Consider the following 21,030-nt stretch of genomic DNA (forward strand, 5'->3'; position numbering starts at 1 on the left):
CAGCCATGGTCACGCGCGTTCTCGCGGTCAGCATCCTGGCCGGGCTTCTGGCCGGTCTCGTCGTCGCCGCCCTCCAGCATGTCACCACCACCCCGCTGATCCTCCAGGCGGAAACCTATGAAAACGCCATGAGCGAAGGGCCGGGAGCGCCTCTCGCCTTCGCACAGGGGCAGGCCCGCATCATCCTCGCCCATAACCACGAGGCCGGGGCCGGCCATGACGAGGCCGAGTGGAAGCCGGAGGACGGCCCCCAGCGCCTGCTCTTCACCAGCGCCGCCACCATCGGCACCGCGATCGGCTTCGCCGCGCTGCTGCTGGCCGGCATGCTCGCGGCCGGCGACACGATCGACCAGCGCCGCGCGCTGATCTGGGGCGCCTGCGGCTTCCTCGCCTGCGGCCTGGCGCCCGGAATGGGGCTCGCGCCGGAGCTGCCCGGCGCCGCCGCGGCCGCGCTGCAGGAGCGCCAGCTCTGGTGGCTCGGGACCGCCGTCGCCACCGCGCTCGGGCTCTTCCTGTTCCTGCGCTACCAGGCGCCATGGCTCAAGCTGCTGGCGGTGGTGGTGATCCTGCTGCCGCATCTGGTCGGGGCGCCGCATGCGCCGACGCCGGAAAGCAAGGTGCCGGCCGAGCTCGCCGCGCATTTCACCTCGCTCTCGCTCGGTATCCAGGCCGCGCTCTGGCTGGTCACCGCCTTCGCGGTCGGCACGCTCTGGCCGTGGCTCGGCCGCCGCGCCGAGGCGCGCTAGGGAAGGACGCGGCGAAAGCCGCGCCCGGAAGGCCAGCCATGTCAGAGGGCGACCTCACCATCCATGTCTGCACGGCCTGCCGCCGCCCCCGCCCCGACCTGCCGGAAGGCTACGACCAACCGGGGATCGGGCTCGCGGAGCGGCTTGCCGCGCAGCTCGAAGCGAGGGGCAGCAGGATCGCCGTGCTGCCCGTCGAATGCCTCGCCGTCTGCAAGCGGCCCTGCACCATCGCGCTCAGTGCCGACGGCAAATGGACCTATCTGATCGGCGACCTCGAAACCGAAACCCATCTCGACGAGATCGTCGGCGCGGCGGAGGCCTATGCCGCCAGCGCCAACGGCATCGTTCCCTGGAAAGAGCGGCCGCAGTCCTTCCGCAAGGGCGTGGTCGCGCGCGTGCCGCCCTTGCCGGCGCGCCAGCAAGGATGACCCCATGAACGCTCCGCAGACCGCCCCTCTGGGCAAGACCTCGCTCGGCAAGACGCCCTGCACCATCATCACCGGCTTCCTCGGCGCCGGGAAGACGACGCTGGTGCGCCACCTGCTCGAAAACGCGCAGGGCAAGAAGCTCGCCGTGCTCGTCAACGAATTCGGCGATCTCGGCTTCGACGGCTCCTTCCTCGCCGGCTGCGGCATCGCGGGCTGCACGGCCGAGGACGTGGTCGAGCTGCCGAATGGCTGCATCTGCTGCACCGTCGCCGACGATTTCGTGCCGGCGCTGGAAAAGCTCCTGAACCGCCCCAATCCGCCCGAGCACATCCTGATCGAGACCTCCGGCCTCGCCCTGCCGAAGCCGCTCGTCACCGCCTTCAACTGGCCGGCGATCCGCTCGCGGGTCACGGTCGACGGGGTGATCGCCGTGGTCGACGGCCCGGCGGTGGCCGAGGGCCAGTTCGCCGACGACCCCGAGGCGCTCGCGGCCCAGAAGGCGGCCGACGCCGCGGTCGATCACGACAACCCGCTGGAGGAGGTGTTCGAGGACCAGATCCTCTGCGCCGACCTGATCCTGCTCAACAAGAGCGACCTCGTCGACGCGGCGGGCCGCGCGCGCGTCAAGGCCGAGATCGCCGCGCATCTGCCCAAGGCGATCAAGATCGTCGAGACCACCCATGGCAAGGTCGAGCCGGCGCTGATCCTGGGCTTGAGCGCCGCGGCCGAGAACGATCTCGCCGCCCGCCCCTCGCATCACGGCGAGGGCGAGCACGACCACGATCATGACGATTTCGACTCCGTCGCGGTGCCGCTGCCGGCGGGTCTCGCGCCGGAAGAGCTCTCGGCGCGCGTCGCGAAGGCGGCCGAGGCCGAAGGCGTGCTGCGGCTGAAGGGCTTCGCCGCCGTGCCGGGCAAGCCGATGCGGCTCGTGGTGCAGGGCGTCGGCCGGCGCGTCGGCCACCATTTCGACCGCCCCTGGGGCGCGGGCGAAGCGCGCGACGGGCGGCTCACCGTGATCGGCCTCAAGGGCTTCGACCTCAAGGCGGTGGAAGCGGCGCTGGCGGGGGCGTAGCATCGCGCGATGCACCTGCTCCCGACCAGCGAGATCAGGCTCGACGACGGCGAGGACGCCGTCGATCTCGCCCTGCCGCCGGGAGATCTGCTCGTCCTCTCCTTCACCGACAGCGACCTCTCGGCGCTGGCGGCGGCCGCGGGCGACGGCGATCTGTCGGTGCGGCTGGCGCCGCTCAGGCGGCTGAAGCATCCGCTCTCGGTCGATTTCCTGATCGAGAAGACGGCGGCGCAATGCCGCTTCGTGCTGCTGCGCTGCCTCGGCGGGCTCGACTACTGGCGCTACGGCATCGAGCAGCTCGGCGCCGCCTGCCGCGCGCAGGGCATCCCGCTGGCGATCCTGCCCGGCGACGAGCGCGACGATCCCAGGCTCGGCGAGCATGCCACGGTGCCGGCGGATTTCGCGGACGCGCTTTTGGCCTATTTCCGCGCCGGCGGCGGGGCGGAGAACATGCGCCGGCTGCTCGGGCGGATCGAAGGATATCTCGAATCGCAGTCGGCCCCCTGCCTCGCACCCCTGCCGCTCCTGCCTTTCTTCGCGATCGGCGAAGGCGGCAGGCCCCTGCCCTGGCCCGATGCGCTCGCCGCCCTCGCCTGCGACAAGCCGCTGGTCCCGATCCTGCTCTACCGTTCCGGCGCCGCGGCCGGCGATACCGCCATGGCCGAAGCCATCGCCGCCGCCCTGGCCGCCCGCGGTCTCGCCCCGCTGCCGCTGGCGCTGACCAGCCTGAAGGACCCCGTCGTCACGGCCGCGCTCGGCGCGCTGATCGCGGCGCGCAAGCCGGCGCTGATCGTCACCACCACCGCCTTCTCGGCTCGCGAGGGCGCCGATTTCGTGCTCGACGGCGCCGATTGCCCGATCCTGCAGGCCGTGCCGGTCGGCAGTCCGCGCGAAGCCTGGGACGCCTCGCCGCGCGGCCTGTCCGCCGCCGACCTCGCCATGCAGGTGGCGCTGCCGGAATTCGACGGGCGCATCGGCACGATCCCCGTCGCCTTCAAGGCGGAGGAGACCGATCCGGCGACCGGCCTGGCCGTCCGCCGCCTCGTGCCGGATGCCGAGGGCATCGCCGCACTGGCCGATCTCGCAGCGCGCTGGATCTCGCTGGCACGCCAGCCGAGGGCCGAGCGGCGGCTGGCGCTGGTGATGTCGGATTACCCCGCGCGCGGCGGCCGGGCCGGCTTCGCCGTCGGGCTCGACACGCCGGCGAGCGTGACGGCGATCCGGGCGGTGCTCGCTGAGGCAGGATACTCCGTTCCTTCATCCTCGACTGTCATCCCGGGCGACCGAAGGGAGGCCCGGGATCCAGGCCGGAACGATTCCGACGAAAGTTCCGGCCTGGATCCCGGATCGGCGCCGCTGACGCGGCTTGTCCGGGAGGACGGCGGACAGATGGATGAAGGCCGGGGCTTGATGGCAGCCCTCACGAGCGGCCCGTTCGACCTGACCGTCTCGCTTTCCGCTTATCGCGACTGGCTTGCGGGAATCCCCACCGCCGCGCGCGAAGCGCTTCTCGCGGCTCATGGCCAACCCGAAGCGGATGCGGCCTGCCGCAACGGCGCCTTCCGCTTCCGCGCCGTGCGCTACGGCCGGCTCACCGTGGCCCTCCAGCCGCCGCGCGACGCCACGCCCGACCGCAAGGCGCGCTATCACGACCCCGACGCGCCGCCGGGCCACGGCTATCTCGCCTTCTACCTCGCCCTGCGCCGGAGCGAGGCCGTCGACGCCTTGATCCATCTCGGCACGCACGGCACCACCGAATGGCTGCCGGGCAAGGCGGTCGCCCTCTCGGCCGGCTGCTGGCCGCGCCTCGCCATCGGCGCGCTGCCGGTGGTCTATCCCTATGTCGTCGACGATCCGGGCGAGGCGGCGCCAGCCAAGCGCAGACTCTGTGCCGTGACGCTCGGCCACCTGCCGCCGCCCTTGGCCGAGGCGGAGGCGGCTGGCGAGACCGCGCTGTTGCGCGACCTCGTCGAGGAGTTCTCGCAGGCGCAGGTGCTCGATCCGCGCCGCGCCGACATCGTCGCCGCCGAAATCCGCGCGCGGGCCGAGGCGAGCGGGCTCGCCGCCGCCTGCGGCGTCGAGCCCGGCACCGGGATGAACGAGGCCTTGACGCGGCTCGACGCCCATCTCTGCGACATCGCCGAACTGCCCTTCCGCGACGGCCTGCACATCTTCGGGCAATCCGCCATCGACCCGGCTTCCGCCCGCAACGAGCGCGAGAACCTGCTGGCCGCGCTCGACGGCCGCTTCGTCGTTCCGGGTCCGGCCGGAGCGCCGCATCGCGGCCGGCCCGACGTGCTGCCGACCGGGCGCAACCTCTCGACGCTCGATCCGCGCGCGATCCCGACGCGGGCCGCCGCGCGGCTGGGCCGGCTGGCGGCGCAGGCGGTGGTCGCGCGCCATCTCCAGGACCATGGCGACTATCCGCGCCGGATCGTCATGGACCTGTGGGCCTCGCCGACGCTGCGCTCGGGCGGCGAGGACATCGCCCATGCGCTGGCCCTGATGGGCGCCGCGCCGCTCTGGGACGATGCCTCGACCCGCGTCACCGGCTTCGCCATCCTGCCGCAGCCGAAGCTCGCCCACCCCCGCCTCGACGTCACCCTGCGCGTCTCCGGCACCTTCCGCGACACCTTCCCCGGCCAGATCGCGCTGCTCGACCAGGCGGCGCGGGCGGTCGCGGCGCTGGACGAGCCCGACGACTGGAACGAGCCCGCCGCCGCCCGGCGCCGCGGCGAGGATGGCGCGCGCATCTTCGGCGCCGCGCCCGGCCGCTATGGCGCGGCGGTGGCCGACCGGGCGCTGGACGGCGACTGGACGGAGCGGGACGAGCTCGGCACGGCCTATCTCGCGGCCTCCGACCATGCCTATGGCGGGCCGGAGGGTGCGGCCACGGCCGATGCCGGCTTCGCGGAGCGCATCCGTGCCTCCGACGCCTTCATCCATGTCAGCGACACCGCCGGGCGCGACATCCTCGAGGCGACCAGCGCCGCCAACGTGATCGGCGGGCTCGCTGCGGCGGCCAGGGCGCTCGGCGCGAAGCCGGCGCTCTACAGCCTCGACAGCGCGAATCCCGAAGCCCCGAAGGCTCGGACGCTGGCGGAAGACATCGCCCGCATCGTCCATGGCAGGTTGACCCATCCGCGCTGGATCGCGGCGCAGCTCGCCCATGGCTGGCGCGGCGCGGCGGAGCTGGCCGAGGCCGTCGACACGCTCTTCGTCTTCACCGCCAGCACGGACGCCGTCGCCGACGGGCTGTTCGATGCCGTCTTCCAGGCCTGGTGCGCCGATCCGGCAGTCTGGTCGGCGCTGGAGGCCGCCAATGCGCCGGCCGCCGCCTCGATCCGCTCGCGGCTGGCGGAAGCGGCGCGACGCGGGCTCTGGACCAGCCGGCGCAACTCGGTCGCCGCCTTCCTGGCGCGGGAGGCCGCCGAATGAGCGCGCTTCCGCGCACGGCGCCGCAGGCGGAACGGGACGCGCTGCGGCGCGGCTGGTGCCCGAGCACGCTGAAGCCGATGGAGACCGGCGATGGCTGGCTGGTGCGGCTGCATCCGCCGGGCGCCAGGCTGGTCCCGCAGCAATTGGAGCGCATCGCAGCGCTGGCGGCGGCGCATGGCAGCGGGCTCGTCGACATCTCCGCCCGCGCCAACCTCCAGATTCGCGGGGTGACGCCGGCGAGCCATCCCGCCCTGGTCGAGCGCCTGCTGGCGGAAGGGCTCGTCGACGAGCATGACGGCGACGGACCGCAGCGGCTGACGCTGGTTTCGCCGCTGGCAGGCGCCGACGGATACGAAGGTGGCCGGATCGATGCCGTCTCCCTCGCCGGTGAGATCGAGAGGCAGGGCCGGACCATCCCCGGCCTGCCGCCGAAGCTCTCCGTCGTCGTCGACGATGGCGGCGCGTTCCCGCTCGATGGCTTCGCCTGCGATCTGCGCCTCGTCGGGATCGGGGGCGGTCTGGTTGCGCTCGGGCTGGCGGATCGGCGCTGGCTCGGGCCCCTGCCGGAAAGCGCGGTCGCGGCCGCCGTCGCCGCTGTCCTAAACGGCTTCGCGGGCGTGCATCGCGCCGCGCCGGCCCGCATCCGCCGCCTGCGCGACCTGTCCGACATGGCGCTCGCGGCCCTGATCGACCTGCCCGGAACCGCGCCGCCCGCGCGGCGCCCGCCGCCCCGGCGCGCCGGCCTGTTCGCCCTGGCGCATGAGCGCTTCGCCGTGCTGATCGGCCTGCCCTTCGGCCGCGGCGAGGCCGGCACGCTGGCGAAGCTCGCGACAGCGGCCCCCGCCGACGCCGGCATCCGGCTTTCGCCCTGGCGCGGGCTGGCCTTCCGGGGTCTCGACCGCGCCGGCGCGCAGCGGCTGCTGGCCCAGGCCGAAAACCTCGGCCTGATCGTCAAGGACGGCGACCCGCGCCTCTCGGTGCAGGCCTGCGCCGGCAGCCCGGCCTGCTCGCGGGCCGAGGTTCCCGCCATGGCGGCGGCCGACCGGCTGGCCGAGATCGCCGCCGATCTGCTGGCGCAGGGCGCGACCCTGCATGTCTCGGGCTGCGTGAAGGCCTGCGCCCATCCCGGTTCCGCCGACCTCACCCTGACCGGCCGGGCGGGTCGCTATGATGTGGTCCTCGGCGGCACGACGCGGGACGCGCCTTGCGCGACGCTTGACCTTTCGGCGCTCGAGGCGCGATTGCAGCCGGGACAGGAGATTCGCGCGCGGCTCGCCGAGGCCGCGCGGAGAGCGGGACCGCGCGGTTGAGCCAGAGCTACGACTATATCCGGGACGGGGCGGCGATCTATCAGCGCTCCTTCGCGATCATCCGCGCCGAGGCCGATCTGGCGCGCTTTTCCGGTGCGGCCGAGCGCGTCGTCGTGCGCATGATCCATGCCTGCGGCCTGACCGACCTGCCTCAGGACGTCGAGATGTCGGCCGGCTTCGCGGAAACTGCCCAGGCCGCGCTCAGGGGTGGCGCACCGATCCTCTGCGATGCCAGGATGGTCGCCAACGGCGTGACCCGCGCCCGCCTGCCGGCCGGCAACGCGGTCGTCTGCACCCTCGACGATCCGCGGGTTCCGGCGCTCGCGAGCGCGATGGGCACGACACGCTCGGCCGCCGCGATGGAGCTCTGGAAGCCGCTTCTCGCCGGCTCGGTCGTCGTCATCGGCAATGCGCCGACCGCGCTGTTCCGGCTGCTCGAGCTGCTCGACGCCGGCGCGCCGAGGCCCGCCGCCGTGATCGGCGTGCCCGTAGGCTTCGTCGGCGCGGCGGAATCGAAGGCGGCGCTGGCGCAGGACGGGCGCGTGCCCTTCCTCGTCGTCCACGGCCGGCGCGGCGGCTCGGCCATGGCGGCGGCGGCCGTCAATGCGCTGGCGCAGGACAGGGAATAGCGGCGTGGGTGGGACAGCCAAGACCCTGCTCTACGGCGTCGGCCTCGGGCCCGGCGCGCCGGACCTGATGACGGTCAGGGCCCGCGCGATCGTCCTCTCGGCCGACCGGCTGGTGCATTTCTGCAAGCGCGGCCGGCGCGGCAACGCCCGCAGCACGGCCGACGCGATCGTCGCGCCCGACCCGGCCCGCGAGATCGCGCTGGCCTTCCCGGTCACCACCGAGGCCGAGGTCGGCTCGCCCGATTACGACGGGCCGATCGCGGCCTTCTACGAGGCGGCGGCCGGGCGCCTGGCCGCGGAGATGCAGGCGGGGCGGACGCTCGCCGTGCTCTGCGACGGCGATCCGTTCTTCTACGGCTCGTTCATGCATCTGTGGCGGCGGCTGTCGCATCGCTTCCCGACCGAGGTCGTGCCCGGCGTCACCGGCATGACCGGCGCCTGGGGCGAGGCCGGCGCGCCGATCACCTGGGGCGACGACGTGATGACCGTGCTGCCCGGCACGCTGCCGGAAGCGGAGCTGGCGCGGCGCCTCGCCGACACCGACGCCGCCGTGATCATGAAGCTCGGCCGCAACCTGCCGAAGGTGCGCCGCGCCCTGGCGGCCGCCGGGCTCGCGCAGCGCGCGATCTATGTCGAGCGGGCGACGATGGCGCGGCAGGTGGTGGCGCGGCTTAGCGACAAGCGCGACGACGAGGCGCCCTATTTCGCCATGGTGCTGGTGCCCGGCGAGGGGCGGCGGCTGTGACCGGCTCCCTCACCATCGTCGGGCTCGGCCCCGGCGCGCCGGAATGGATCACCCCGGCCGCGCAGGCCGCGCTCGACGACGCGAGCGACCTCGTCGGCTACGGCCCCTATCTCGACCGCCTGCCGGAGCGGGAGGGGCGGACGAAGCACGCCTCCGACAACCGCGTCGAGGTCGAGCGGGCGGCGCAGGCGCTGCGGCTGGCGGCGGAAGGGCGCCGGGTCGCGGTCGTCTCCGGCGGCGATCCCGGCGTCTTCGCCATGGCGGCGGCGGTGTTCGAGGCGCTGGAGGCCGGGCCTGCGGCCTGGCGGGCGCTGCCGATCGCGGTCGAGCCCGGCGTCACCGCGATGCTGGCAGCGGCGGCGCGGGCCGGCGCGCCGCTCGGCGGGGATTTCTGCGCGATCTCGCTCTCCGACAACCTCAAGCCCTGGGAGGTGGTGACGGCGCGGCTCGCCGCCGCGCTCGCCGCCGATTTCGTGATCTGCCTCTACAATCCGATCTCGAAGGCGCGGCCCTGGCAGCTCGGCAAGGCGCTGGCGCTGGCGGCCGGCCGCCGCGCCGCCGATACGCCGGTGCTGTTCGCCCGCGCCGTCGGGCGGCCGGACGAGAGCCTGCGCATCCTGACGCTGGCGGAAGCCCGCGCGGCGGCCGGCACGGCCGACATGGCGACGCTGGTGATGATCGGGGCGTCGGGCACGCGGCTGATCGCGCGCGAAGGCGGCGCGCCTTACGTCTATACGCCGCGCTCGGTGGCGAAGAGCCCCTGCGCCACCAGCCAGGGCAGGACCTGATCGATATGGTCGACGGTCTCGACGGCGGGCTTGGGCGGCCGCTCCACCATCACCACCGGCAGGGAGAGCCGGCGCGCCGCCACCAGCTTGCCCACCGTCGCCGGGCCGCCGGAATTCTTGCTGACCAGGACCTCGACGCCCTCGCGGCGCATCAGATCCTCCTCGTCATCGGCGTCGAAGGGGCCGCGCTGCTGGATGAAGGCGACATGCGGCACCGGCAGACGATCGCCGATCGGCTCCACGGCCCGCACCAGATAGCGGTGCTGCGGGGCATCGGCGAAGGCCGGCAGCTCGAGCCGGCCGACGGTCAGGAAGACCCGCCGCGGCGTCTCGCCGAGGGCGCGCACGGCCGCCTCGATATCGGGCACGCAGGTCCAGCGGTCGCCGTCGCGCGGCTTCCAGGGCTCGCGGCGGATGGCGAGCAGCGGCACGCCTTCCGCCTTGCAGGCATGCTCGGCGTTGAACGGCATCACCGCCGCGAAGGGATGGGTCGCGTCGATGACCGCGACGATGCCTTCCTCGACCAGATAGCGCCGCAGGCCCTCGATGCCGCCGAAGCCGCCGATCCGCACCGGCAAATTCATCGGCCGGGGATCGACGGTGCGCCCCGCCAGCGAGATAATGGCGCGAATGTCCGGAGCCTGCTCGGCGAGCAGCCGGTCAAGCGCAGCAGCTTCGCTCGTTCCGCCAAGGATGAGGACGGTCATGACGACCATGTTACGTGAATCGGATGCCCTGTCGAGCCGGCAGGAGGAACCCTGGCTCTCCCTGATCGGCCTCGGCGAGGACGGCGCGGCCGGGCTCTGCCGCGAGGCGCTCGCGGCGCTGAACGCGGCCGAGATCGTCTTCGGCGGCGAGCGGCATATCGCGCTGGTGGGCTCGGTGCCGGGCGAGCTGCGCCCCTGGCCGCAGCCCTTCCGCAACGCCCTGCCGCAGATCCTGAGGGAGCGCGGCCGCAAGGTCTGCGTGCTGGCGACCAGCGACCCGTTCCATTACGGCATCGGCAACAGCCTGAGCCGCGCGATCCCCGCCGGGGAGATGCGGATCATCCCGCAGCTCTCCTCCTTCTCGATGGCCTGCACGCGGATGCGCTGGCCGCAGGAGGAATGCGCGCTGGTCTCGCTGCACGGCCGCACGCTCTACCGCATCGTGCCGCATCTCCAGCCGCAGGCCCGCATCCTCGCCCTCTCCTGGGACGAGACCACCCCGCGCGCCGTCGCCGCGCTGATGACCACGCGCGGCATGGGCGCCAGCCGCATCGTGGTGATGGAAGCGCTCGGCGGGCCGCAGGAGCGCATCCGCGAGAGCCGCGCCGACGCCTTCGCGCTCGACGACGTCGTGCCGCTCAACCTGATCGCGGTCGAGGTCGCCGCCACCCAGGATTCGCGCATCCTGCCGCTGGCGCCGGGGCTCGACGAGGAGTGGTTCGCCCATGACGGGCAGATCACCAAATCCGAGATCCGCGCCATCACGCTTTCGGCCCTGGCGCCGCGCGCCGGCGAATTGCTCTGGGATGTCGGGGCCGGCTCGGGCTCCGTCGCGGTCGAATGGTGCCAGCGCCATCTCCGCAACCGGGCCGTCGCCTTCGAGGCCAGGGCCGATCGGGCCGAGCGCATCGCCCGCAACCGGCTCGAGCTCGGCGGGCTCTCGGTCGAGGTCGTGGGCGCGGCGCCGGCCGGCTTCGTCGGACGCGAGGCGCCGGACGCGGTGTTCATCGGCGGCGGACTGACGGAGGCGGGGCTGTTCGAGGCCGCCTGGGCGGCGCTGAAGCCGGGCGGGCGGCTCGTCGCCAATGTCGTCACCATCGAGGGCGAGGCGAAGCTCGCGGCGCTCCATGCCGAGCATGGCGGCTCGCTGCGGCGGATCGCGATCGACCGGCTCGCCCCCGTCGGGGGCAAGCATGGCTGGCGCCCGGCCATGCCGGTGACGCAGTGGCGGGTCGAGAAGCCTTGAGGCGCTTCATTCCATGCTCGCCGTCATCCCGGACAAGCCGCGTCAGCGGCGCCGATCCGGGATCCATGCCTGAACCGTTCCGGCATGGATCCCGGGTCTCGCTTCGCTCGCCCGGGATGACTGCGGATAGAGTGCGGGTTTCGTCGTGACCGGCGGCCTCGTCGCCGGCATCGGCATCCGGCCCGGCACCGCGGCCGCCGACATCCTCGCCTGCCTCGACGAGGCGCTGGCGATCGCCGGGCTCGCCGGCGCGCCGACGCCGCGCTTCGCCACGCTGGCGAGCCGCGCCGGCGAAGCCGGCATGGTCGCGGCGGCGGCGGACCGCGCGGCGGAGCTGGTCGCCGTCCCCGACACGGCGCTGACGGATTTCGCGGCCGCCTGCGCGACCCATGCGCCGCGGATCGTCGCGCGCTACGGCGTCGGCTCGGTGGCGGAAGCCGCCGCGCTCGCCGTCGCCGGCCCGGGCGGCGCGCTCGTGCAGCCGCGGATCGCGACCGGGCGCGTCACCTGCGCGCTCGCCCGCACCGCCTCATGAGCCCGCGCCGCGCATGACCGTCCATTTCATCGGCGCCGGCCCCGGCGCGCCGGACCTGATCACGCTGCGCGGGCGCGACCTGATCGCGACCTGCCCGGTCTGCCTCTATGCCGGCTCGCTGATCCCGCAGGCGATGCTGGGCTGGTGCCCTCCCGGCGCCCGCATCGTCGACACCGCCCCGCTCGCGCTCGACGCGATCATCGCCGAGATGGAGGCCGCGCATCGGGCCGGGCAGGACGTGGCGCGGCTGCATTCCGGCGACCTCTCGATCTGGAGCGCGACGGCCGAGCAGATGCGCCGGCTCGATGCGCGCGCCATCCCCTATACGGTGACGCCGGGCGTGCCCGCCTTCGCCGCCGCCGCCGCCGCGCTGAAGCGCGAGCTGACCCTGCCCGGCGTGGCGCAGTCGCTGGTGCTGACGCGCACCTCGGGCCGCGCCTCGGCCATGCCGGAGAAGGAGACGCTCGCGACCTTCGCCGCCTCCGGGGCGACGCTCGCCATCCATCTCTCGATCCACGCGATCGAACAGGTCGCAGCCGAGCTGACGCCCTTCTACGGCGCGGACTGCCCCGTCGCCGTGGTCTTCCGCGCGACCTGGCCGGACGAGACCGTCCTGCGCGGCGATCTCGCCGGCATCGCGGCGCAGGTCCGGGCGAGCGCGCTGGAGCGCACCGCCCTGATCCTGGTCGGGCCGGCGCTGGGCTCCGCGGATTTCGGCGAGAGCGCCCTCTACTCCATCGACTACGACCGCCGCTTCCGGCCGCGAGGGGGCGCATGACGGCTCGCCGAACCCGGGACGGCCTCGTCGCCCAGGCACCGCGCAACGACGCAAGGGGCTTCCCGTGAGCGCGCGCGGACTCCTCGTCGCCGCCCCGCGCTCGGGCTCGGGCAAGACCACGCTCACGCTCGGCCTGCAGCGGGCGCTGGTCCGGCGCGGTCTGACCGTGCGCGGGCTGAAATGCGGGCCGGACTATATCGACCCCGCCTTCCACGCCGCCGCGACCGGGGCGCCGAGCGCCAATCTCGACAGCTACGCCATGAGCGACGGGCTGCTCGGGCGGATCGCCGGCGAGGCGGCGCTGGCAGCCGACATCGTCGTCGCCGAGGGCTCGATGGGGCTGTTCGACGCCGTGCCGGGCCCCGAGGGGCATACCGGCGCCAGCGCCGACATCGCCGCGCTGACCGGATGGCCGGTCCTGCTCGTCGTCGACGTCTCCGGCGCGGCGCAGTCGGCGGCGGCGGTGGCGCTCGGCTGCAAGCTCTACGACCCGCGCATCCGCATCGCCGGCGTCATCCTCAACAAGGTCGCGAGCCCCCGTCACGAGCGGCTGGTGCGGCAGGGCCTGGAGCGGATCGACCTGCCCGTGCTCGGCGCGCTGCCGCGCGAGGCGAGCCTGATCCTGCCCGAGCGCCATCTCGGGCTGGTGCAGGCGGGCGAGACGGCCGATCTCCATGCCCGGCTCGACGCCCTGGCCGAGGCCGTCGCCGCCGCCGTCGACCTCGATGCGGTGCTGGCCCTGGCCGGCGAGACGCGGCTGCCCGCCCTGGCCGGCGGCGGCCTCCCGCCCCTGCCCGCGCCCGGCCGGCGGATCGCCCTCGCGCGCGACGCCGCCTTCTCCTTCGTCTATCCGCATGTCGAGGCCGGCTGGCGCGCGGCGGGCGCCACGCTGGTGCCGTTCTCGCCGCTCGCCGACGATCCGCCGCCGGAGGAGTGCGACGCCTGCTGGCTGCCCGGCGGCTATCCCGAGCTGCATGCCGGCAGGATCGCGGCCGCCGGCCGCTTCCTCGACGGGCTCAGACGCTTCGCCGGGACCCGGCCGGTGCATGGCGAATGCGGCGGCTACATGGTGCTCGGCCGCAGGCTGACCGATGCCGCGGGCGCGATCCACGCCATGGCCGGGCTGCTCTCGGTCGAGACCTCCTTCGCCAGACGGAAGATGAATCTCGGCTACCGCCGCGCCGTGCTCGCGGCCGAAGGCCCGCTCGGCCCGGCCGGCACGGTGCTGACCGGGCATGAATTCCACTATGCCAGCATCGCCGCGCAGGGCGAGGACCCGCCTTTCGCGACGGTGAGCGATCCGCATGGCTCGCCGCCGGCAGCGGCCGGCAGCCGGCGCGGCCATGTCACGGGCTCGTTCTTCCACGCCATCGCGGCCGCCGGCTGAGGCGCCGGCACGGGCTCGCGGGCCGGGAGGCTTCAGCCGCCCGCCCGCCGGGCTGGGGCCGGCTGCCGGGCTGGCTGGCGGCGGAGGATCTGGCGCGGGGGCGGCTGGTGCGGGTCGGGACCGGCGTGCTCGGCCGGCAGGCCCGGCTGCCGATGGAAACCTATCTCGGCCACCGCCTCGACGAGCCGCTCGGGCCGGCCGCCCGCAGCTTCGCCGCCGCGCTCGCCCGGCTCTGCGCCGGGGCGCAGGCCGCCCCCGAAACGACGAAAGCCGGCCCTTGAGGCCGGCTTTCGCGAAACGCCCGGCTGGGATCGCTCAGCGGCCGAGGATGCCGCCCATGATGGCGCCGCCGATGATCGAGCCGATGGCGGCCGCCCCGGCCGAATCGGAAGAGGCACCGCCGCGCTGGCGCACGCGCCCCTGATAGCCCGAGCTGGTGGTGCCGACGGCACGCTGGCCGGCGGGGCCCTGATAGGCGACGCCGCGCTCGCGGGCGAGGTCGCGCTGATACATCTCCTCGCCCGCATCGGCGACGCCGCCGCGGGTCTTGCCGGCCCTGCCGCGATCGGCCGCCCGGCTCTTCTTCTCGGCGGCGGCCTTGGCCTCGTCCGCGAGCAGGCGCTGATAGGCCGGCTCGCTCTGCTCGCGCAGCGCCGTCGCCTGCAGCGCGGTCAGGAAGCCGGTCTCCGGGATGCCGCGCGACTTCTGCCACTCCAGGATCGCCTTGCGCTGGCTCGGCCCAAAGCTCGCGGCGAGCTTGCCCGGCTGGAAGCCGCTGGCGCGCAGGCGGGTCTGCAATTCGCGGCGGGCCTTGGCGTCGAGCTTCATCGCGGTCTCGGTCTGGGCGGTGCCGGTCTCGGCCTTGAGCGCCTCGTCGGTCACGCCCGGGGTCGCGGCCGCGACGGCGCCGGCGGCGTTGGCCGGCGGGGTCGCCGCCTCCAGGCTCGCCAGCCGGTTGCGCGCGAAGGTCGCGAACTGGCCGGAGGGGAAGGCGTCGAGATAGGCGCGGTAGTCGGCGGCGGAATTGCCGCGCTCGGCCGCCTCCCAGGTCTTGATGTCGATCTGGCTGCGGTCGAAGACCGGCGCCGACGGCATCGCCGGCGCGGGAACGGCCGCGTTGATCGCCTTGGCCGCGCTCGCATCGGTCGGGTCGGCGGAGGCCAGCTTCACCGTCGGATTGAGCTTGAACTCGCCGATGATCGAGGAGTTCGTCCAGGGCTTCTGCTTCTTGCCGGTCGCTTCCCAGACATCGGCGCGGACCCGGTCCATCACCGTCGTGATCGAGACCTCGGGGGTCTCGATATGCTTGAGCAGCGCATCGGTGAAGGGGCTGTGCCCGTCGCGCTCGCCGTCCAGCGCCGTGGCGCGCGGATCGGTGGCGAAGGCGATCAGGATGCCGGAGGCCGACTGCGTCTCGATCGGCGTCAGGCCGCGGGTGACGGCGCGCGACTTAGCCGCGAGCTGGGCGGCGAAGGGATTGTCGCGGCAGGCGTCGAGGATGACGATGTTGACCCGCTCGTCGCGCTGCATCTGGCGCAGCACGAGCTGGACGTTGACCGCGCGGAAATCGAGATCGGCCTCGGAGCGCAGCGAGGCGTCGACCGGGATCAGGTAGTTCTCGTCGCCGACCGCGATGCCGTGGCCGGCATAATAGACCAGCCCGGCCTTGGCGCCGTCGAGCTTCTGGGCGAACTGGCGCACGACATTGGTCATGTCGTCCATCTTGAGGTCGTAGCCCTCGACGACCTCGAAGCCGAGGCGCTTGAGCGCCGCGGAGACGCCCTTGGCGTCCCGCATCGGGTTGGCCAGCGGCGGCACCGCCGTATAGGCGCTGTTGCCGATGACGAGCGCGACGCGGCGCTCGGGCAGGGCCGCCTCGGCCCCCGAAGCCAGGGCCGAGCCGCAGACCACCAGCGCAAAGGCCGCGGCCAGCCGAACACGGAATGCCGCAATCCGAGTCGCGAAGCTCACGACAACCTCCCAGCTCTAGCGTGGCGCCGACACCACCGATGGCGGCCTTCCGCCACGATACGGTTGAAATATCGAAACAGCGGGGTCGAAGAGGGCGGCATATACCGCAACCGCTCCGGCCGGTAAACCGGCTCCCGTTCGTCGCAGGCCGTGGCGGGCGGGTTCAACCGGAAATCCACCCCTTCCGCTACGATGCCAGTCTGCGCGCAGGCGCGGCGCCCGACACCCCCCGTTCGGAGGGGGAAGCCTATCAGACAAAAGGATGAAATGGCCGCAGGAGGGGGTTTGCGGCGGCGCGAAGCGTTGACTTATGCCTTGAACGCGGTGCAGCATGCCATGCAAGGGGAAACGTTAAATCAAGAAAGATCAGCCCAATGAAGGCCGCTATTTCGCATGGCTGAAGACATTATTCTGTCGACAGCAGGGTTAACCAAGGAGTTTGCCGGCTTCCGGGCTGTGAGCGGGGTCGACCTGAAGGTGAGGCGCGGGTCGATCCATGCGCTGATCGGTCCGAACGGGGCGGGGAAGACGACGTGCTTCAATCTGCTGACCAAGTTCCTTGCGCCGACGCGGGGGACGATCGTCTATAACGGGCGCGACATCACGCGCGAGAAGCCGGCCGAGATCGCGCGGCTCGGGCTGGTGCGCTCGTTCCAGATCTCGGCGGTGTTCCCGCAGCTCTCGGTCAAGACCAATGTCCGCATCGCCCTGCAGCGCAAGCGCGGCGACTCCTTCGACTTCTGGCGCTCGGAGCGCCGGCTGAAGAGCCTCGACGCCGAGGCGGAGGCGCTGGTCGAGGCGGTCGGGCTGACGCCGTTCCGGGAGCTGAGCGCGGGCGAGCTCAGCTACGGGCGCAAGCGGGCGCTGGAGATCGCCACGACGCTGGCGCTCGATCCCGAGATGCTGCTGCTCGACGAGCCGATGGCCGGGATGGGGCGCGAGGACATCGACCGCATCGAGACGCTGATCCGCAAGGTCTCGGCGCAGCGCACCATCCTGATGGTCGAGCACAATCTCTCGGTCGTCGCCTCGCTGTGCGACCGCATCACCGTGCTGGCGCGCGGGCAGGTGCTGGCGGAGGGCGACTATGCCGGCGTCTCGAAGGACCCGCGGGTGGTCGAGGCCTATATCGGCTCGGGAGGCGGTCATGGCCATCACTGAGGCGGCAAGGGCGCCGGCCGGTGCCGCAGGCGCCGCCCCGCTGCTGACGGTGCGCGGGCTCGAGGCCTGGTATGGCGAGAGCCATGTGCTGCACGGCATCGATTTCGATGTCGCGCCGGGCGAGGTGGTGACGCTGCTCGGCCGCAACGGCGCCGGCAAGACGACGACGCTGAAGTCGATCATGGGCGTGATCGGCAAGCGCAAGGGCTCGGTCGCGCTGGAGGGCAAGGAGACGATCGACCTGCCCTCGCGCGCCATCGCCCGGCTCGGCATCGGCTTCGTGCCGGAGGAGCGCGGCATCTATTCCTCGCTCTCGGTCGAGGAGAACCTGATGCTGCCGCCGAAAATCCGCGAGGGCGGGCTCTCGCTGGAGCGCATCTTCACGCTGTTCCCCAACCTGAAGGAGCGGCTGCGCAGCCAGGGCACCAAGCTCTCCGGCGGCGAGCAGCAGATGCTCGCCATCGGCCGCATCCTGCGCACCGGCGCGCATCTGCTCCTGCTCGACGAGCCGACCGAGGGCCTCGCCCCCGTCATCATCGAGCAGATCGGCCGCACCATCGCCGAGCTCAAGCGCGAGGGCTTCACCATCATCCTGGTCGAGCAGAACTTCCGCTTCGCCCAGACCGTCGCCGACCGCCACTACGTCGTCGAGCAGGGCAAGGTCGTCGACATGATCCCGAACGCCGAGCTCGACGCCAATATCGACAAGCTCCACCGCTATCTCGGGGTCTGACCCGCGCAGGCCCCGCAACGGAAAAAACCGGCCAACGCCGACATTCTCAGAGGGAGAACGACGATGAAGCTCAGGACGTTCCTCGCGACGGGCGCGCTCGCCGCATTGCTGGCGAGCCCCGCTTTCGCGCAGCAGATCTCGGTCAAGGCCGGCGTGCTCAACGACCGCTCCGGCATCTATGCCGACCTCGCCGGCGAAGGCTCGGTCATCGCCGCGCGCATGGCGGTCGAGGACTTCAAGGCCGCCGAGAAGGGCATCAAGGTCGAGATCGTCTCGGCCGACCACCAGAACAAGCCGGATGTCGGCTCGACCATCGCCCGGCAATGGTACGACCAAGACGGCGTCGACCTGATCCTCGACGTGCCGACCTCCTCGGTGGCGCTGGCGGTGAGCCAGATCACCAAGGAAAAGAACAAGATCAACATCAACTCGGGCGCCGGCGCCTCCGACCTCACCGGCAAGGCCTGCAACGCCAACACCATCCACTGGACCTACGACACCTATGCGCTGGCGCAGGGGACCGGCGGCGCCATGGTGAAGGCGGGCGGCGACACCTGGTTCTTCCTGACCGCCGACTACGCCTTCGGCCATGCGCTGGAACGCGACGCGACCGAGATCATCAAGAAGGCCGGCGGCAAGGTGCTGGGCTCGGTGAAGACGCCGTTCCCGGGCACCGACTTCTCGTCCTTCCTGCTGCAGGCGCAAGCTTCGAAGGCCAAGGTCATCGGGCTGGCGAATGCCGGCAGCGACACCACCAACGCGATCAAGCAGGCGGGCGAGTTCGGCATCGTCGCCGGCGGCCAGAAGCTCGCGGGCCTGCTGGTCTTCGTCAGCGACGTCCATGCGCTCGGCCTGCAGGCGGCGCAGGGGCTGGTGCTGACCGAATCCTTCTACTGGGACCGCGACGACCAGACCCGCGCCTGGTCGCAGCGCTTCGCCAAGCTCAACAACGGCAAGATGCCGACCATGGTGCAGGCGGGCGTCTATGCCGGCTTCCTGCACTATCTCAAGGCGGTCGAGGCCACCAAGAGCAAGGATACGGCGACCGTCATGGCCAAGATGAAGGAGATGCCGACGGACGACCCGCTCTTCGGCAAGGGCAGCATCCGCCCCAACGGCCGCAAGATGCACGACATGTATCTCTACGAGGTCAAGAAGCCCTCCGAGTCGAAGGGCGAATGGGATCTCTACAAGCAGATCGCTGTGCTGCCGGCCGAGCAGGCCTTCCAGCCGCTGGCCGAGACCGGCTGCCCGCTGGTCAAGTAGCCCCGGCGGATAGCGGCCAAGGCCGTTCCCGGACAGGCTCCGGGAACGGCGCCGCAAGCGACCGCCGGCTCGCCGCCGCGGCCGGAGCGCGCCCGGCTCCGGCGGGCGCGGCGGCCCGAGGGCAGCGGGGCGGGAACCGTTCCGGACGTCCCCCACCTTTCGATCGAGCCATACATTGAGCCACGCATGTTCGAGCTATTAGGGATTCCGCCGCAGGCGCTGTTCGGCCAGGTTCTGCTGGGCCTGATCAACGGCTCGTTCTACGCCATTCTGAGCCTCGGCCTGGCGGTGATCTTCGGGCTTTTGAACATCATCAACTTCGCCCATGGCGCGCAGTACATGATGGGGGCGTTCGTCGCCTGGATGGCGCTGAACTATCTCGGGCTGAACTACTGGTTCGCGCTGGTGCTGGCGCCGATCGTGGTCGGCGCCGTCGGCGTCGTGATCGAGCGGCTGCTGCTGAAGCGCATCAGTCATCTCGACCATCTCTACGGGCTGCTGCTGACCTTCGGGCTGGCGCTGATCATCCAGGGGCTGTTCCGCAACCAGTACGGCTCGTCGGGCCTGCCCTACGGCATCCCGCCACAGCTTGCGGGCGGGCAGAATCTCGGCTTCATGTTCCTGCCGAACTACCGGGCCTGGGTGATCGTCGCCTCGCTCGCGGTTTGCCTGGCGACCTGGTTCCTGATCGAGAAAACCAGGCTCGGCGCCTATCTGCGCGCCGCCACCGAGAACCCGACCCTGACCCAGGCCTTCGGCATCAACGTGCCGCTGCTGGTGACGCTGACCTACGGCTTCGGCGTGGCGCTGGCCGCCTTCGCCGGGGTGCTCGCCGCGCCGGTCTATTCGGTCAACCCGAACATGGGCGGCGACCTCATCATCGTCGTCTTCGCGGTGGTGGTGATCGGCGGCATGGGCTCGATCATGGGCGCCATCGTCACCGGCTTCGCGCTCGGCCTGGTCGAGGGCCTGACCAAGGTGTTCTATCCGGAAGCCTCCTCGACCGTGATCTTCGTCATCATGGTGCTGGTACTGCTGGTGAAGCCCGCCGGCCTGTTCGGCCGCCCGGCCTGAGAGTTTTCGACATGACCGATCTCGCGACCTCCGAAGCTCCCGCCGGCGCCGCCCTCGCCGAGACCGACGACGGCACCGCCCGGCTGCACCGCGCCATCCTGATCGGCATCGCCGCGGCGCTCGTCGTCGCCCCCTTCGTCGCCTATCCGGTCTTCGTGATGAAGGTTTTGTGCTTCGCGCTGTTCGCGCTCGCCTTCAACCTGCTGCTCGGCTATGGCGGCCTGCTCTCCTTCGGCCATGCCGCCTATTTCGGGATGGCGAGCTATGTCTGCGCCTATACCGCCAAGAACTGGGGCCTGACCCCGGAACTCGCGATCCTGCTCGGCACCGCCGTCGCCGCCGGGCTCGGCACCGTCTTCGGCGCGCTCGCCATCCGCCGCCAGGGCATCTACTTCGCCATGATCACGCTGGCGCTGGCGCAGATGGTGTTCTTCTTCTCGCTGCAGACGCCGCGCTTCACCGGCGGCGAGGACGGCATCCAGGCGGTGCCGCGCGGCAAGCTCCTCGGCCTCCTCGACCTCACCGACGACCGCGCCCTCTACTGGCTCGTCGCCGCCATCTTCATGGCCGGGCTGCTGGCGATCTACCGCATCATCCACTCCCCCTTCGGCCAGATCTGCAAGGCGATCCGCGACAACGAACCCCGCGCCATCTCGCTCGGCTACCGCGCCAACCAGTACAAGCTCATGGTCTTCGTGCTCTCGGCCGCGCTCGCCGGCCTCGCCGGCGCGACCAAGGCCATCGTCTTCCAGCTCGCCTCGCTCACCAACGTCTACTGGACCATGTCAGGCGAGGTCGTGCTGATGACCCTGGTCGGCGGGCTCGGAACCGTCTTCGGACCGATCGTCGGCGCCATCGTCATGGTCACCATGCAGAACTACCTCGCAACCCTCGGAGCCTGGGTCACCGTCATCCAGGGCGTCATCTTCGTCGCATGCGTCCTCCTCTTCCGAGAAGGAATCGTCGGCGTCATCGCTAAAGCGATCAAAAAGCCGCTGTAAACCGCGGCGCGG

General features: G+C 72.1%; 20 protein-coding genes. 18 read left to right on the plus strand and 2 right to left on the minus strand.

All coding sequences use genetic code 11. The features are described 5' to 3' along the window. The first annotated feature begins 5 nt into the window (after positions 1-5). Genes ACWH43_RS21145 through cobJ form a run of 8 tightly spaced genes read left to right on the plus strand, consistent with a single transcriptional unit; the run spans position 6 to position 9,159 of the window. Positions 6-746, plus strand: coding sequence for a CbtA family protein (locus ACWH43_RS21145; protein WP_158445688.1), 741 nt, complete (start codon positions 6-8; stop codon positions 744-746). Positions 747-784: 38 nt separating this feature from the next. Beyond that, the gene (locus tag ACWH43_RS21150; protein WP_158445687.1) at positions 785-1,174 is read left to right on the plus strand and encodes a DUF1636 family protein; all 390 of its coding nucleotides are present in this window, start codon (positions 785-787) and stop codon (positions 1,172-1,174) included. Between the two features lie 4 nt (positions 1,175-1,178). Further along, a complete protein-coding gene (gene cobW / locus ACWH43_RS21155) occupies positions 1,179-2,249 on the plus strand; it encodes a cobalamin biosynthesis protein CobW (RefSeq protein ID WP_158445686.1) in 1,071 nt (356 codons plus the stop codon). Positions 2,250-2,258: 9 nt separating this feature from the next. Next, the gene (locus ACWH43_RS21160; RefSeq protein WP_448153628.1) at positions 2,259-5,687 is read left to right on the plus strand and encodes a cobaltochelatase subunit CobN; all 3,429 of its coding nucleotides are present in this window, start codon (positions 2,259-2,261) and stop codon (positions 5,685-5,687) included. Next, positions 5,684-6,997 carry a precorrin-3B synthase gene (gene cobG / locus ACWH43_RS21165; protein WP_158445684.1) on the plus strand — a complete coding sequence of 438 codons (1,314 nt, stop codon included), beginning with the start codon at positions 5,684-5,686 and terminating at the stop codon, positions 6,995-6,997. Before ACWH43_RS21160 ends, cobG begins: the two co-directional genes overlap by 4 nt. Next, entirely contained in the window at positions 6,994-7,626 is a 633-nt protein-coding gene (locus tag ACWH43_RS21170) for a precorrin-8X methylmutase (RefSeq protein ID WP_158445683.1), read from the plus strand. Before cobG ends, ACWH43_RS21170 begins: the two co-directional genes overlap by 4 nt. Positions 7,627-7,630: 4 nt before the next feature. Further along, entirely contained in the window at positions 7,631-8,371 is a 741-nt protein-coding gene (locus ACWH43_RS21175; RefSeq protein ID WP_260349048.1) for a precorrin-2 C(20)-methyltransferase, read from the plus strand. Next, complete coding sequence (cobJ, locus tag ACWH43_RS21180; RefSeq protein WP_158448261.1) at positions 8,368-9,159, plus strand: precorrin-3B C(17)-methyltransferase; 792 nt, start codon at positions 8,368-8,370, stop codon at positions 9,157-9,159. Before ACWH43_RS21175 ends, cobJ begins: the two co-directional genes overlap by 4 nt. On the opposite strand, the gene ACWH43_RS21185 is transcribed toward cobJ, so the two are convergent. Further along, on the minus strand, positions 9,102-9,866 hold the full coding sequence (locus ACWH43_RS21185) for a cobalt-precorrin-6A reductase (RefSeq protein ID WP_158448262.1): 765 nt from the start codon (positions 9,864-9,866) through the stop codon (positions 9,102-9,104). The genes cobJ and ACWH43_RS21185 overlap by 58 nt on opposite strands. On the opposite strand from ACWH43_RS21185, the gene cbiE reads away from it, so the two are divergent. The 5 genes from cbiE to ACWH43_RS21210 all read left to right on the plus strand — a co-directional run bounded on the left by cbiE (position 9,865) and on the right by ACWH43_RS21210 (position 14,093). Then, a complete protein-coding gene (cbiE, locus tag ACWH43_RS21190; protein ID WP_260349047.1) occupies positions 9,865-11,112 on the plus strand; it encodes a precorrin-6y C5,15-methyltransferase (decarboxylating) subunit CbiE in 1,248 nt (415 codons plus the stop codon). The genes ACWH43_RS21185 and cbiE overlap by 2 nt on opposite strands. 145 nt (positions 11,113-11,257) lie before the next feature. Beyond that, positions 11,258-11,647: a cobalamin biosynthesis protein gene (locus ACWH43_RS21195; RefSeq protein ID WP_158448232.1), complete on the plus strand. Its 390-nt coding sequence runs from the start codon at positions 11,258-11,260 to the stop codon at positions 11,645-11,647. Between the two features lie 13 nt (positions 11,648-11,660). Continuing rightward, the gene (gene cobM / locus ACWH43_RS21200) at positions 11,661-12,425 is read left to right on the plus strand and encodes a precorrin-4 C(11)-methyltransferase (protein ID WP_158446987.1); all 765 of its coding nucleotides are present in this window, start codon (positions 11,661-11,663) and stop codon (positions 12,423-12,425) included. A gap of 64 nt (positions 12,426-12,489) precedes the next feature. Beyond that, positions 12,490-13,812 (plus strand): cobyrinate a,c-diamide synthase, encoded by a 1,323-nt coding sequence (locus ACWH43_RS21205; RefSeq protein WP_158448231.1) that lies wholly within the window; start codon positions 12,490-12,492, stop codon positions 13,810-13,812. Positions 13,813-13,919: 107 nt separating this feature from the next. Then, entirely contained in the window at positions 13,920-14,093 is a 174-nt protein-coding gene (locus tag ACWH43_RS21210) for a hypothetical protein (RefSeq protein ID WP_260349046.1), read from the plus strand. Positions 14,094-14,127: 34 nt separating this feature from the next. On the opposite strand, the gene ACWH43_RS21215 is transcribed toward ACWH43_RS21210, so the two are convergent. Then, positions 14,128-15,783: a caspase family protein gene (locus tag ACWH43_RS21215; RefSeq protein ID WP_158448230.1), complete on the minus strand. Its 1,656-nt coding sequence runs from the start codon at positions 15,781-15,783 to the stop codon at positions 14,128-14,130. Positions 15,784-16,176: 393 nt separating this feature from the next. Between ACWH43_RS21215 and ACWH43_RS21220 the strand changes: the two genes are divergently transcribed. From ACWH43_RS21220 to ACWH43_RS21240, 5 genes are all read left to right on the plus strand, one after another. Further along, on the plus strand, positions 16,177-16,944 hold the full coding sequence (locus ACWH43_RS21220) for an ABC transporter ATP-binding protein (protein WP_158444191.1): 768 nt from the start codon (positions 16,177-16,179) through the stop codon (positions 16,942-16,944). Next, entirely contained in the window at positions 16,931-17,677 is a 747-nt protein-coding gene (locus ACWH43_RS21225) for an ABC transporter ATP-binding protein (RefSeq protein WP_158444190.1), read from the plus strand. The genes ACWH43_RS21220 and ACWH43_RS21225 overlap by 14 nt, the downstream gene beginning before the upstream one ends. A 63-nt stretch (positions 17,678-17,740) precedes the next feature. Beyond that, on the plus strand, positions 17,741-18,943 hold the full coding sequence (locus tag ACWH43_RS21230; RefSeq protein ID WP_158444189.1) for an ABC transporter substrate-binding protein: 1,203 nt from the start codon (positions 17,741-17,743) through the stop codon (positions 18,941-18,943). A gap of 186 nt (positions 18,944-19,129) precedes the next feature. After that, positions 19,130-20,017 (plus strand): branched-chain amino acid ABC transporter permease, encoded by an 888-nt coding sequence (locus ACWH43_RS21235; RefSeq protein WP_158444188.1) that lies wholly within the window; start codon positions 19,130-19,132, stop codon positions 20,015-20,017. Between the two features lie 11 nt (positions 20,018-20,028). Beyond that, a complete protein-coding gene (locus ACWH43_RS21240) occupies positions 20,029-21,018 on the plus strand; it encodes a branched-chain amino acid ABC transporter permease (protein ID WP_448153629.1) in 990 nt (329 codons plus the stop codon). Positions 21,019-21,030 lie beyond the last annotated feature (12 nt).

This window comes from Allobosea minatitlanensis (assembly GCF_964020775.1).

Coding starts and splice junctions, on each gene's coding strand:
- ACWH43_RS21150 (WP_158445687.1), top strand. CDS start 785: ATGTCAGAGGGCGACCTCACCATCCATGTCTGCACGGCCTGCCGCCGC.
- cbiE (WP_260349047.1), top strand. CDS start 9,865: ATGACGACCATGTTACGTGAATCGGATGCCCTGTCGAGCCGGCAGGAG.
- ACWH43_RS21185 (WP_158448262.1), bottom strand. CDS start 9,866: ATGACCGTCCTCATCCTTGGCGGAACGAGCGAAGCTGCTGCGCTTGAC.
- cobG (WP_158445684.1), top strand. CDS start 5,684: ATGAGCGCGCTTCCGCGCACGGCGCCGCAGGCGGAACGGGACGCGCTG.
- cobW (WP_158445686.1), top strand. CDS start 1,179: ATGAACGCTCCGCAGACCGCCCCTCTGGGCAAGACCTCGCTCGGCAAG.
- ACWH43_RS21160 (WP_448153628.1), top strand. CDS start 2,259: ATGCACCTGCTCCCGACCAGCGAGATCAGGCTCGACGACGGCGAGGAC.
- ACWH43_RS21235 (WP_158444188.1), top strand. CDS start 19,130: ATGTTCGAGCTATTAGGGATTCCGCCGCAGGCGCTGTTCGGCCAGGTT.
- ACWH43_RS21240 (WP_448153629.1), top strand. CDS start 20,029: ATGACCGATCTCGCGACCTCCGAAGCTCCCGCCGGCGCCGCCCTCGCC.
- ACWH43_RS21230 (WP_158444189.1), top strand. CDS start 17,741: ATGAAGCTCAGGACGTTCCTCGCGACGGGCGCGCTCGCCGCATTGCTG.
- ACWH43_RS21145 (WP_158445688.1), top strand. CDS start 6: ATGGTCACGCGCGTTCTCGCGGTCAGCATCCTGGCCGGGCTTCTGGCC.
- cobM (WP_158446987.1), top strand. CDS start 11,661: ATGACCGTCCATTTCATCGGCGCCGGCCCCGGCGCGCCGGACCTGATC.
- ACWH43_RS21220 (WP_158444191.1), top strand. CDS start 16,177: ATGGCTGAAGACATTATTCTGTCGACAGCAGGGTTAACCAAGGAGTTT.
- ACWH43_RS21225 (WP_158444190.1), top strand. CDS start 16,931: ATGGCCATCACTGAGGCGGCAAGGGCGCCGGCCGGTGCCGCAGGCGCC.